General features: G+C 34.1%; 13 protein-coding genes. 4 read left to right on the top strand and 9 right to left on the bottom strand.

The genetic code is table 11. The annotated features are described in order from the left end of the window. Positions 1-19: 19 nt before the first annotated feature. The 7 genes from NWE55_RS03115 to rsfS all read right to left on the bottom strand — a co-directional run bounded on the left by NWE55_RS03115 (position 20) and on the right by rsfS (position 5,583). Positions 20-772 (bottom strand): superoxide dismutase, encoded by a 753-nt coding sequence (locus NWE55_RS03115; RefSeq protein WP_258204604.1) that lies wholly within the window; start codon positions 770-772, stop codon positions 20-22. Beyond that, on the bottom strand, positions 762-1,040 hold the full coding sequence (locus NWE55_RS03110; RefSeq protein ID WP_155092033.1) for an acyl-CoA-binding protein: 279 nt from the start codon (positions 1,038-1,040) through the stop codon (positions 762-764). The genes NWE55_RS03115 and NWE55_RS03110 overlap by 11 nt, the downstream gene beginning before the upstream one ends. A gap of 17 nt (positions 1,041-1,057) precedes the next feature. Next, positions 1,058-1,708, bottom strand: coding sequence for a phosphatidylserine decarboxylase family protein (locus tag NWE55_RS03105; RefSeq protein ID WP_155092032.1), 651 nt, complete (start codon positions 1,706-1,708; stop codon positions 1,058-1,060). A gap of 2 nt (positions 1,709-1,710) precedes the next feature. After that, entirely contained in the window at positions 1,711-2,502 is a 792-nt protein-coding gene (locus tag NWE55_RS03100) for a phosphatidate cytidylyltransferase (protein WP_155092031.1), read from the bottom strand. A gap of 1 nt (position 2,503) precedes the next feature. Continuing rightward, complete coding sequence (locus tag NWE55_RS03095) at positions 2,504-3,115, bottom strand: LUD domain-containing protein (protein ID WP_155092030.1); 612 nt, start codon at positions 3,113-3,115, stop codon at positions 2,504-2,506. A gap of 112 nt (positions 3,116-3,227) precedes the next feature. Continuing rightward, complete coding sequence (ftsH, locus tag NWE55_RS03090) at positions 3,228-5,195, bottom strand: ATP-dependent zinc metalloprotease FtsH (RefSeq protein WP_155092029.1); 1,968 nt, start codon at positions 5,193-5,195, stop codon at positions 3,228-3,230. 16 nt (positions 5,196-5,211) lie between these two features. Further along, positions 5,212-5,583 carry a ribosome silencing factor gene (rsfS, locus tag NWE55_RS03085; protein ID WP_155092028.1) on the bottom strand — a complete coding sequence of 124 codons (372 nt, stop codon included), beginning with the start codon at positions 5,581-5,583 and terminating at the stop codon, positions 5,212-5,214. 97 nt (positions 5,584-5,680) lie between these two features. Between rsfS and NWE55_RS03080 the strand changes: the two genes are divergently transcribed. Beyond that, complete coding sequence (locus NWE55_RS03080; protein WP_155092027.1) at positions 5,681-6,412, top strand: biotin--[acetyl-CoA-carboxylase] ligase; 732 nt, start codon at positions 5,681-5,683, stop codon at positions 6,410-6,412. A gap of 36 nt (positions 6,413-6,448) precedes the next feature. Here NWE55_RS03080 and msrB read toward each other — a convergent pair whose 3' ends face one another. Together msrB and NWE55_RS03070 are read right to left on the bottom strand one after the other, a co-directional pair. Next, positions 6,449-6,850, bottom strand: a complete 402-nt coding sequence (gene msrB / locus NWE55_RS03075) for a peptide-methionine (R)-S-oxide reductase MsrB (protein ID WP_155092026.1) — start codon at positions 6,848-6,850, stop codon at positions 6,449-6,451. An 80-nt stretch (positions 6,851-6,930) separates the two neighbouring features. Continuing rightward, positions 6,931-7,803, bottom strand: a complete 873-nt coding sequence (locus tag NWE55_RS03070) for an alpha/beta hydrolase (RefSeq protein WP_155092025.1) — start codon at positions 7,801-7,803, stop codon at positions 6,931-6,933. Between the two features lie 458 nt (positions 7,804-8,261). Here NWE55_RS03070 and NWE55_RS03065 point away from each other — a divergent pair, with 458 nt between their 5' ends. Genes NWE55_RS03065 through NWE55_RS03055 form a run of 3 tightly spaced genes read left to right on the top strand, consistent with a single transcriptional unit; the run spans position 8,262 to position 11,475 of the window. After that, on the top strand, positions 8,262-9,074 hold the full coding sequence (locus tag NWE55_RS03065; RefSeq protein ID WP_155092024.1) for a M48 family metallopeptidase: 813 nt from the start codon (positions 8,262-8,264) through the stop codon (positions 9,072-9,074). 56 nt (positions 9,075-9,130) lie between these two features. Next, the gene (locus NWE55_RS03060; protein ID WP_155092023.1) at positions 9,131-10,441 is read left to right on the top strand and encodes an MFS transporter; all 1,311 of its coding nucleotides are present in this window, start codon (positions 9,131-9,133) and stop codon (positions 10,439-10,441) included. Positions 10,442-10,500: 59 nt separating this feature from the next. Then, a complete protein-coding gene (locus tag NWE55_RS03055) occupies positions 10,501-11,475 on the top strand; it encodes a hypothetical protein (RefSeq protein ID WP_258204603.1) in 975 nt (324 codons plus the stop codon). The last annotated feature ends 53 nt before the right edge of the window (positions 11,476-11,528 follow it).

Here is an 11,528-nt window from a genome sequence, read left to right as displayed (position 1 = left end):
ATTTAGAATGAGGATTTTTTTATTGATTATATTGATCATTTACCCTTTGCCAATTAATGTACTTGAAATAGGTATCGATGTAATCACTTATGCTGTTTTCAAATTTAGTGTAATAGGAGTGTTCCCATAAATCTATTGCTAAAAGTGGTTTACCTAACTGGTATTCAGGCATCATTGGATTGATATTGTTATCGGTAGCAATCACTGCTAATGTTTCTCCTTTTTTGACAAGCCAAACATAACCTGCTCCGTCTAATTCGTGTGCTTTGCTTTTTAAAAGCTTTTTAAAGTCATTTAAAGACCCGAAATTAGTGTTTATTGCTGTTGCTACGATTTGACTTGGTTCTGTGCTTTTAGGCGTCATAGATTGCCAAAATAGGTAGTGATTGTAATATATACCAGCTAATTTTTTGATTTGTTTATCATTGTTGTTAGCTTGTTTGACAATGTCTTCTATGCTCAAGTTTTCAAACTGTGTACCGTGTATAGCGGAATTTAGTTTGTTGGCATTGTCTAATTGAACTACTGCATAATGCGTATAAAAATCTTCAGCACTAAATAATTCGGGTAACTCGTTGAATTGATAGCTTAATTTTGGCATATCAAACGGTCCTTGCTTTGTTTTAATTGTAGCAGGATCGGGAAAATCTTTCTTTGGTATAATAAAAGATTCCCTTTCTGGAATTTCAACTTCGGTAAGTTTATTTTGATTATTACAGCTTAGTGTAAGTAATCCAAGTAGTATTAATGAATAGATTTTGTTATTCATCATCTTGAGGATTGTCTAATATTTGTTTAGCGAGCTTGATATATTCCTCCTTCGCTTGAGTAGCTGACAGATGGCTAATTTGTGTCCAAGCGTTGAATTTGAAAGCTTTTTTCAAATCAGTAGACATATCTTGAAAGTCTCTGTGACTTAAGCCATTGGTAGCTTGTTTGTAATAAGCATATATGCGCAACATAATATCTGGAGCAAGGTTTCTTGCCTCATTCGAGATGCGTATATATGCTTCGTGAAATTCTTTATCTAAAGTGTTCATCACTTATTTTCGTACAATTACTTTTTTCCTACAATTGATGTTATATTCCCTTTCGCTTTTTGGTTCAATACGACGTTAACATCAGTTCCCAAAGGTAAGTATAAATCTACACGCGAACCAAATTTAATAAACCCAGCATCTGTACCTTGAATAGCTTGATCACCAACTTTAGCATAGTTAACGATACGTTTAGCTAAAGCTCCGGCAATCTGTCTATACATGATTTCGCCATATACAGGGTTGTCAATAACAACAGTAGTTCTTTCGTTTTCTTCACTTGCTTTTGGATGCCATGCAACAAGATACTTACCTGCGTGGTATTTACTGTATTTGATAATACCACTAAGTCCATATCTGGTAACGTGAACATTTATAGGAGACATAAAGATAGAAACCATCAGTCTTTTATCTTTAAAATACTCAGGCTCATATACTTCTTCAATAACTACAACTTTACCATCTACTGGAGCTAAAATTGTATCATCACAAGGTGTAATACCTCTATTAGGATTTCTGAAAAATTGTAAGATTAATAATAATAAAACAATGATTGTACACTGTACAACAATTCGAAGCCAATTAAAAGGTAAATAATCAGCAGCAAAAACTAATGCTATAGTTATTAGCATTGAGTAGAAAATAATTTTAGTTCCTTCCTTGTGAAACATGATTATAATATTTGAAAAATTATATACAAAAATGGTGCTACAAAAATAACACTATCAAGACGGTCTAATATACCGCCATGTCCTGGCATTATTGCCCCGCTATCTTTTACTCCTGCTTCTCTCTTGAATCGAGATTCCACTAAGTCTCCGATAGTTCCAAAAATTCCTACAAAAATAGCACTACTTATCCAAATAACGATAGAAAAGAAGTCAAAATATTGACTTAATATTATTCCTGCTAATATTGTAAATATAATTCCGCCGATAAATCCTTCTATTGTCTTTTTAGGAGATATTCTTTCAAATAATTTGTTTTTACCAAATTTTTTACCAACTATATAAGCAAAGGTGTCATTAGTCCATATCAGAATAAACATCCCTATTATGATTTGTGGTAGATATCCACTCTCTTTTGTTATAGGTAAAAAGAGTAAAGTGATAAAGGGCGCTATAATATATCCAAGGAATATAATTAGTTTAATAGGTAAAGAGCGATTAGGTTGTCTTTTAGAAAACAGTTCCGCCATTAAAGCTAAAAGGGTTAGAATCCCAAAAGTAGCTATCGCTATAGAGGGTAAAAGGTCTCTTTTCCAAAATACAATCGCTATTGCCAAAGCAGCAACAAACAAACAAAGTGACTTTGGTAGTTTAATAAGTTTTGAAAACTCAAATGCTCCTACAAGTAAGAAGAAGCTAAACAGAATTTCAAAGGCTAATTGATCAAATAGTGTTGCCCCTATTAATAAAGCTATATAGACTATTCCTGATATAGCACGAGTTAATGTTTCAGACATTTTATAAATCTTCTAAGAGGATTAAATATAAGTTTTTAGGTGTTCTTCCATAACTTAGGAAGTCACTTTCTACAGCGGAAGGCTTGAAGCAGTTAAAAGCAGTTATATTGCTTGGTAAAGAGCTTCCGTATTTTCTTTTTATCTCGCGTAGTCCATCACTCTTGGTTCGTGTGATCTGACTTGTTTTTGCTAATACTACAATATTGTAGGGTAGGTGGTTTGCTTTATTGTCTTTTAGTTGTCTATCTGAGAATAAAATAGCGCCATCATCAGCGATTAAACTTTCGCAAGTGGTAAAAAAGAAGGCAGGATTGTTTACTTCATTATACTTGACATTGTTCTCTTTTAATAAATGATGTAGAGAACTTTCATAGGTTAGTGCTTTTTTCTCAAACCAATCATTTTCCAATAAAATATTGACGAATGTCTCAGCAAGCTCTTCATTAGTTTCACAATAGAGGAATTTACCTCCATTCTGTGTGAAGTTAATAGTGAATAACTCATCGACAGGAAGAATTTTCTCAGGAAGATATTGACCTCTCTCCTCAGTGTTCTTTTCCTCTTCAGGTGCTGGTGATTCGAAAACTTTAAATAATTTCTTGAAAAAACTCATACGAAAAGTATAGAGATAAAATAATACTACTAGTATTCAAAGATAAAAAAAAACTTAACTTAAAGCTTGCTTTAAGTTAAGTTTTTTAGTGTTTACGTTACCTAAGGGAGGTTTATACTTCAGCCTCAGGCGTTTTATCTGTATCTTCTTCTGTGATATCTTCAATTATCTCCTTGTCAAAAGGACGTTTTCCAAAGATATTTTCTAAGTCTTGTTTGAAAATAACTTCTTTTTCGCATAGTAAATCGGCTAATTGAATAAGTTTTTCTCTATTTTGACTTAGAATTTCCATTGCTCTTTGATATTGTCCTTCTATAAGCTTAGAAATCTCTTCATCGATTACCTTGGCTGTTTCTTCTGAATATGGTTTAGAAAAGTTGTATTCACTTTGACCTGACGAATCGTAATAAGTGATATTACCTAATTTTTCATTTAATCCATAAACAGTTACCATAGCTTTTGCTTGCTTAGTAACCTTTTCAAGATCACTTAATGCTCCTGTTGATATTTTGTCAAAAATAATTTTCTCAGCAGCACGTCCACCCATTGTTGCACACATCTCATCTAACATTTGCTCTGTGCGAACGATTTGTCTTTCAGCAGGAAGGTACCAAGCAGCTCCTAAACTTTGACCTCTCGGAACAATAGTTACTTTTACTAATGGAGCAGCGTGTTCACACATCCAGCTTACAGTAGCGTGTCCAGCTTCGTGAATAGCAATTGCGTATTTTTCTTCTGGGCTGATAATTTTATTTTTCTTTTCAAGTCCTCCAATGATTCTGTCAACAGCATCTAAGAAGTCTTGCATATCTACTTGAGTTTTGTTTTTACGAGCAGCTGTTAAAGCAGCTTCATTACAAACGTTAGCGATGTCAGCACCCGAAAAACCAGGTGTTTGTTTTGCTAAAAAGTCAATATCTAAGTTGTCTACTTTCTTGATGTTTCTCAAGTGAACATTGAATATAGCTTCTCTTTCTTTAACATCTGGTAAGTCTACGTAAATTTGTCTGTCAAAACGACCAGCACGTAAAAGGGCTTTGTCTAATATCTCAGCTCTGTTCGTCGCTGCTAAAACAATAACGTTTGTATGTGAACCAAAACCATCCATTTCAGTTAATAGTTGGTTTAAAGTGTTCTCTCTTTCGTCATTTGAACCAGAGAAATTGCTTTTACCTCTTGCACGTCCTACTGCATCAATCTCATCAATGAAGATGATAGCTGGTGCTTTTTCCTTTGCTTGTTTAAATAAGTCTCGCACTCTCGATGCTCCAACTCCTACAAACATTTCAACAAAGTCAGAACCAGATAAAGAGAAGAAAGGTACATTTGCTTCTCCTGCTACCGCTTTTGCCAATAGTGTTTTTCCTGTTCCAGGAGGTCCTACAAGTAAAGCTCCTTTAGGAATCTTTCCTCCGATGGATGTATATTTTTCAGGATTCTTTAGAAATTCTACTATTTCTACTATTTCATCTTTTGCACCTTCTAAACCAGCAACGTCCTTGAAACTAACTTTTATGCTGTTTTTTTCATCGAATAATTTAGCTTTTGACTTTCCAATTGAGAAGATTTGACCTCCTCCACCAGCGCCACCGCCACCAGTCATTCTTCTCATCATGAATAACCAGAATCCGATGATAATAACAATAGGCAAGAAGCTTATAAATAAGTCTCCCCAGTTACTTTCAGGTTCAGATTTATATTCTGTTAGTTTTTGCTCTTGTACAGCAACGTCTAATTTTTCTTGTAAGATTTTAGGATCACCAATATCAGTAATGAATTGAGGTCCCTTAGTTTCTTGACCAAGGATAGGTTTGCTTTGTGCGTTTTTGAATTCCTCGTTATTTTGCAATACATCAGATTTGATGTACACCTTTGCAGCACTGCGATTAAATTCGATTTTTTCTACATATCCCTTTTCTACGAATTCATATAGTTTGGAAAGACTTAATTCTTTAGTGTTTCCAAAACTGCTTCCTTTCGTCAGCAGTTGGATAACCAAAATTATCACCAGTATGCTACCATACAATAGCCAAGGGTTAAATTTTGATTTATTTTGGTTTGGTTTCATATTTCCTGCCATGAATGATAGTTTTTATTTAGTATTGGCTTGTAATAGTAGTGATTTTTGCATCTCCCCATAAGTTTTCTATGTTGTAAAACTCACGGATGTGTTTTTGGAACACATGTACCACTACATTCACATAGTCCATCAGAATCCATTCTGCATTGTCTTCACCTTCAACATGCCATGGTTTATCGTGTAATTCTTTCGATACAGTTTTTTGGATTGCACCTGAGATAGCGTTTACTTGTGTGTTTGAGTTACCGTCACAGATGATAAAATAATCGCATGGTGTATTGTCTATTTCTCTTAGATCTAAGATAGTAATGTTGTCTCCTTTTACCGCTTCAATTCCTTTTATTACGTTAGCAATTAGTTCGTCGTTGTTGATATTCTTCTCTGCCATTTAATTTTTATCTTATTTATTGCGATTAAATATATTTGTTTTATAATTTGGCTCCAAATATAATGAATCAGTTTAGATTTGTCTATAATTATTTTATATGAATGTTATCAAACTCGATGCCACAGCATCTACTAATACTTATTTAAAAGATCTTTTAACTTCTTATGACTTAGATAATTTTACGGTTGTCAGTACTGAAAATCAATTTGCTGGTCGCGGTCAACGAGGAGAAGTTTGGTCCTCTGAAGTAGGTAGTAATCTTACTTTTAGTGTTTTAGTACGTGATTTTTTGTTTGAGGTAGAGGATGTGTTTTGTTTAAATATTATTGCTGCTTTAGCTGTGCGATCGGCTGTCAAAAAAATATTTACTTTGGAATTAGATGTTAAATGGCCAAACGACATTTTGTCAGTAAATAGAAAAGTTGGCGGTATTTTAATTGAGAATATTTTTAAGGCAGAGGGAGCTATTACATCCATAGTAGGAATTGGATTGAATGTCAACCAAGTTCAGTTTACAGATTTAATTAAGGCAACATCTCTTGCATTGCTTTTGGGAAGTCAAATTGACAAGGATGCGCTCATGCTGAAGGTTGTGGAAGAGTTAGAGATGTATTGTCAGCGTCTGCAAAAAGGAGAAAAAGAAAACTTGTGGCAGGAATATCTTGATGTCTTGTATCGCAAAGGAGTTCCTTCAGCATTTGAATTACCTACAGGCAAGAGGTTTATGGGGATAATTATCGGAGTGTCTATGTATGGTTTTCTTCAAGTTAAATTAGAGGATGACAGTGTGGAAGAATTTGGAGTTAAGGAAATAAAACTACTATACTAAAAAACAAAAAGAGCTGGTCACCTTGACCAGCTCTTTTTATTTTTCTTCTGATTGGAATTTGAGTGATATCGAATTCATGCAGTATCTTTCTCCAGTTGTTTCTTGGGGGCCATCCGGAAATACATGGCCAAGATGACCATTGCAATTAGAGCAAACAACTTCCGTTCTAACCATTCCATGCGATAAATCTTTGATGTATTTGACAGATCCCTTTATGGCTTGGTCAAAAGAAGGCCATCCACAGTGTGAGTCAAATTTGGTATTTGAATCAAAAAGCTTTTGGTTACAAGCTGCACAGTGATAGCTTCCTTTTTCATAAAAATCGTTGTATTCGCCTGTGAAAGGCCTTTCAGTCCCTTTCTGTCTCAATACAAAATATTCTTCAGGAGTAAGTATTTCTCTCCATTGTTCTTCTGATGTACTTTGGTTTTTTTCCATAGCGTGCGTTTTAATTGGTTGATTTCCTTTGCAGTTAACAAAGCTAAAATTCAATAATAATAAAAGGACAAAGTACTTCATTAAGATTCTTTTTGAACAAATTGTAGAATGCGTTCAATCACTTTCTTATCTCCTAATATTTTTCTATGACCTAATTCTTTAGTAATCATCAGTTCGCTATTAGGGCTGTGTTTCTTGATTTGATAGGCTGCTTTGTAGTGAACATCAGCGTCATCTTCATCATGAATGATTAGCAGCGGGATATTTACTTTTTCGGCTGCCAAATGCACGCAGTAACTCTGCATGGACTGCTTGAATTGAGACTCAAATCGCTCTTTTATCTTCGTAGAAATGATGGGTTTTAATTCGATCTGTTGTACAAATTCGTCAATCACATCTTCAACCACATCACCACTGCCAATGACTACAGCTTTTTTTGCTTTTAAACCATCTTTTAGACAATTGATTGTTGTCATACCTCCTAAGGAATGACCTACGACCAAGTCAAATGGGCCAAATTGTTGTTCTACTTCGAAAGCAGAAGCCATGAACTCGGTTAAATTAGTTTTAGTCTTAGGTGATTTTCCATGGCCAGGCGCGTCAAAACTCACAATATCGTAACCTTGTCGCATTAGCATATTTGCTATCGTTACCAATTGTGTTCCTCTTCCATTCCAACCGTGTATCAATAAGGCTTTTTTATCAGCTTGTTTGTTTGTACCATATTGATAAACACATATATCTTTTTTTAAAGCTTTTACTGTTATGACAGAACTAATGCTCTTGTCTAACATCTCTTTCTCTCTTTTAGGTGGCTTAAACTTTATTGGGGTAATAAATAGATTTTGTGCAAATCTCGTCGCCAATTTGATGGAGAAGAATTGTAATGTTTTAGCAGTCAGTATAATTCCTCTTGGAATCTCAAGGGACTGCTTTTGTTTTTGAGTTTCCATTGTTATGCTCTTGTTTGCTGTAAATGTACAAAATTTTAATGCTATGCTTACCTAATAAAAATAGTAAATCGCAATTTTCGTATTTTATATTTTAAAATGTTCTCGGAGTGTTTGCAAACATTTCTATTGTAGTATAAGGCCTTTTCTTTAATGTTTTTAGACGTTAATTATTTGGTTAATAGTACAGATGTCATCACTGATTTAGTTGATTTATCTGAGGTAGATAAGTAATGGTTTTTACATTTATAGCCAAGATTATTCCTTTAAGGTTTAGTTATATTTACGCAAGTTCAATATGTTCTGTAGGTTAGTCATATTACTTAGGTTTTTGTTGTATTTTTTTGTAATGTGTTTATTGTCATTTGATTAATTTAGTAGTAGACTTTTTTATAGTTTTAGAATTATCCCTGGATTAGATATGGATATTTATTATAATTTTGACAAAAAAAACTTACAATATGAGAAAAACAGCTATTCTACTATTAAGTGGTTTATTGTTGGGAGCTTGTGCTACCAATCCTTTTTCAGGAAAAAGTACTTTAGCTTTAACCCCAAATTCACAATTATTTCCAATGTCTTTTCAGCAATATGATGATTTCTTGAAAGAGCACAAGGCTATTACTGGTACTCAAGATGCGAAGCGAATTGAAGATATAGGAAAAAAGATAAAAGGTGCTGCAGAGAAGTGGTTAAATGCGAATGGACATAAGGATTATTTAAAAGATTATCAGTGGGAGTACAACCTTGTAGACAACGATGAGTATAATGCTTGGTGTATGCCTGGTGGTAAAATAGTGTTTTATACTGGTATTTTGCCAATTTGTAAGACAGATGCAGGAATTGCTGTTGTAATGGGACACGAGGTAGCTCACGCATTAGCAAACCACGGCCAACAGCGCATGAGTAATGCAATGTTACAGCAATTGGGTGCGGTAGGCTTAGATGTTTTAACGCAAAAATCAAACCCTCAGGCTAAGCAAATGTGGGCTGCAGCTTATGGATATGGAACACAATACGGGGTAATGTTACCGTTTAGTCGCTCGAACGAAAGTGAAGCTGATAAAATCGGTTTAACGTTAATGGCTATTGCGGGATATAATCCTGAAGAAGCTGTTGCATTTTGGTCGCGAATGGCTGAAAAAACAGGAGGAGGTGATGGATCTTCTTTCACGAGCACTCACCCAAGTAATAAAGAGCGAATCGATCAATTGCGCAAATTGATTCCCGAGGCGAAAGCTGAGGCAGCAAAATATGGCATTTCTTTCAATTAATATATTTGCATAAGAGCTATCCAAGTGGATAGCTCTTTTTCTTATATTTACACTCTATGAAAAACTTTGTTAAAGGAGATAAGAAAACGCTAACTGCTTGGGCTTTTTACGATTGGGCTAACTCCGTGTATGCTTTGGTTATATCGTCGTCTATTTTTCCATTGTACTACGGTGCTCTTTTTAGAGAGTTAGGTGTAGATAGCTTTACATTATTTGATACGGATATCAAAAGCGAGGCTATAATCAGCTATGTAACTGCTATAGGTTTTATGATTGTAGCATTTATATCTCCGATATTATCTGGTATTGCAGATTATTTGGGAACCAAGAAGTTCTTTATGAAACTCTTTTGTGGAATAGGTTCTATATCGTGTATGTTGTTGTATTTTTTTAGTTTAGACTACATGATTTTGAGTTTGTTGTTATACATGTTTGGTTTGATCGGTTTTTGGGGGAGTTTGGTCTTTTATAATTCCTATTTACCAGATATTGCCTTTGAAGATCAGCAGGATAAAATTAGTGCGAAAGGATATGCACTTGGTTATATAGGAAGTGTTATTTTACTGCTTATCAACCTTGCGTTGGTAATGCAAGCGGAAGTTTTAGGATTTGATTCTCCTTTACAAGCTATGCGATTTTCATTCATCTTAGTAGGTTTGTGGTGGATAGGGTTTAGTCTGTATACTTTTAAGTTTTTGCCTGATTTTAAGAATGGAAAGAAAATTACGCGTTCACTGTTCTTTAAGGGGTTTAGGGAATTGAAGAAAGTATGGTATCAACTGGGTGATCACAAGTCGTTGAAGAGGTACTTAGTGGCTTTTTTTGTCTATAGTATGGCAGTGCAGACTGTGATGATTATTGCAGCTTATTTTGGAGAGAAAGAAATAGCATGGGAGTCAGATAGTCAACGAACAACAGGATTGATAATTAGTATATTAGTTATTCAATTAGTTGCTGTCCTTGGTGCAGTGCTAACTTCTAAACTTTCGTCAAAAATTGGAAATATATATACGTTATGTGCTTTAAATGCGTTATGGATAATAATATGTGTTTATGCATACACCATTGTTAGTCCAAATGAATTTTATATAGCTGCTGCTGCAGTAGGTCTGGTTATGGGTGGGATTCAGTCTTTGTCGCGTTCAACGTATTCAAAGATGTTACCCAAAACCACTGATACAACATCCTTTTTTAGTTTCTATGATGTTACAGAAAAAATAGGAATTGTACTGGGGATGTCTATGTATGGTTTAGTTAGTGATCTGACAGGCAAAATGCAGAATGCTATACTTTTTTTAATTATCTTCTTTGCGATAGGTTTCGTTTTATTATTGAGGGTGCCTAATAAGTCAAATCAGATAGGATAAAAAAAATTATAATTATTGACGAATAAACTCTACTTTTAAATATTATTTTAAAAATTACTATGAATAAATTAAATAAACTAACTGTTATCTGTTTGACGCTTTTCTTAGGGATATTTGCTATTTCATGTGACAATGAGTCTGTTGATCCTTTGTTAGATAATAACAAGAAAGTTGGAAAGCCAGTAGTCTATGTCAATACAGATGGTGTAGAAGATTTTTTTAGAGAAAACGTTGTAGCAAAGATCAATGCAAAAGGCGAAATGCACTTTACCTTAGATGCTGTGAAAGGTGAAAAAAAGGATGTGTTGACTATTATGACTAAGACTTTTAAACAGGGTAATTTTCCAACAAATGCTAATAGATCTACTTATTTAGATAGAGAAAATAATCAATATTTTAGTACGATAGATATTGATAGACCGACTTATATCACTGGTTTTGTAACGATTGATTTTATTAATCGCTCGGCTCGAGTTGTAAGTGGTAGTTTTGATATGCGAATGATTCCCGTTAAACCAGAAGGAGAAGATGGTAATGTAGATCCGAGTATTCGCTCTTTTCAAGTAAAAGGTACTTTTGAAAATGTTCCTTATGAACGTGAAGAATCTGAGTATGTAGATGCGCAAATAGATGGAGCTGAATTTAGAAATACAAATGCAACTCTTGAGGAGAACGATACTAATTACATTGTAATGGGAGTTGGACGCGATAATGTAGATCAAGTACTACACTTTACATTTCCAAAAGAAAGAGCAGTTGTAGGGGAAGTAATCAAAATGTCAGAAGAAGGAGTAGATGCATATTATTTTTCTGAGTTTGGGATAAAATATACCTTAGATAAAGAAGATGAAGCGATGCTGAAAGATGCTCAAATTGAAATAGAGGAGGTTGAGAAGTTTATTGAAAAAGTTGATGGTACAGAGGTTGAAAGAACTGTTTTGAAAGGAAGTTTTGATATGAAACTCAAAGGGGTAGATGAGGAAAAAAGAGTTATTCAAGTTAAGTATGGTACTTTTAAGGTTAGTAAAAAATAGATCTAAAATATAATTGTTTAAAAAATCTCTATTCTTTAATAGAGATTTTTTTT

The sequence above is a fragment of the Myroides albus genome, assembly GCF_024722315.1.
In the GTDB taxonomy this organism is placed as follows: domain Bacteria; phylum Bacteroidota; class Bacteroidia; order Flavobacteriales; family Flavobacteriaceae; genus Flavobacterium; species Flavobacterium album_A.
This window is presented reverse-complemented; position numbering and strand designations above follow the sequence as displayed.

What these genes read in the sequence shown, in the direction of transcription:
- NWE55_RS03115 (WP_258204604.1), bottom strand. Translation starts at nt 772, where the DNA reads ATGATGAATAACAAAATCTATTCATTAATACTACTTGGATTACTTACA.
- NWE55_RS03110 (WP_155092033.1), bottom strand. Translation starts at nt 1,040, where the DNA reads ATGAACACTTTAGATAAAGAATTTCACGAAGCATATATACGCATCTCG.
- NWE55_RS03105 (WP_155092032.1), bottom strand. Translation starts at nt 1,708, where the DNA reads ATGTTTCACAAGGAAGGAACTAAAATTATTTTCTACTCAATGCTAATA.
- NWE55_RS03100 (WP_155092031.1), bottom strand. Translation starts at nt 2,502, where the DNA reads ATGTCTGAAACATTAACTCGTGCTATATCAGGAATAGTCTATATAGCT.
- NWE55_RS03095 (WP_155092030.1), bottom strand. Translation starts at nt 3,115, where the DNA reads ATGAGTTTTTTCAAGAAATTATTTAAAGTTTTCGAATCACCAGCACCT.
- ftsH (WP_155092029.1), bottom strand. Translation starts at nt 5,195, where the DNA reads ATGGCAGGAAATATGAAACCAAACCAAAATAAATCAAAATTTAACCCT.
- rsfS (WP_155092028.1), bottom strand. Translation starts at nt 5,583, where the DNA reads ATGGCAGAGAAGAATATCAACAACGACGAACTAATTGCTAACGTAATA.
- NWE55_RS03080 (WP_155092027.1), top strand. Translation starts at nt 5,681, where the DNA reads ATGAATGTTATCAAACTCGATGCCACAGCATCTACTAATACTTATTTA.
- msrB (WP_155092026.1), bottom strand. Translation starts at nt 6,850, where the DNA reads ATGGAAAAAAACCAAAGTACATCAGAAGAACAATGGAGAGAAATACTT.
- NWE55_RS03070 (WP_155092025.1), bottom strand. Translation starts at nt 7,803, where the DNA reads ATGGAAACTCAAAAACAAAAGCAGTCCCTTGAGATTCCAAGAGGAATT.
- NWE55_RS03065 (WP_155092024.1), top strand. Translation starts at nt 8,262, where the DNA reads ATGAGAAAAACAGCTATTCTACTATTAAGTGGTTTATTGTTGGGAGCT.
- NWE55_RS03060 (WP_155092023.1), top strand. Translation starts at nt 9,131, where the DNA reads ATGAAAAACTTTGTTAAAGGAGATAAGAAAACGCTAACTGCTTGGGCT.
- NWE55_RS03055 (WP_258204603.1), top strand. Translation starts at nt 10,501, where the DNA reads ATGAATAAATTAAATAAACTAACTGTTATCTGTTTGACGCTTTTCTTA.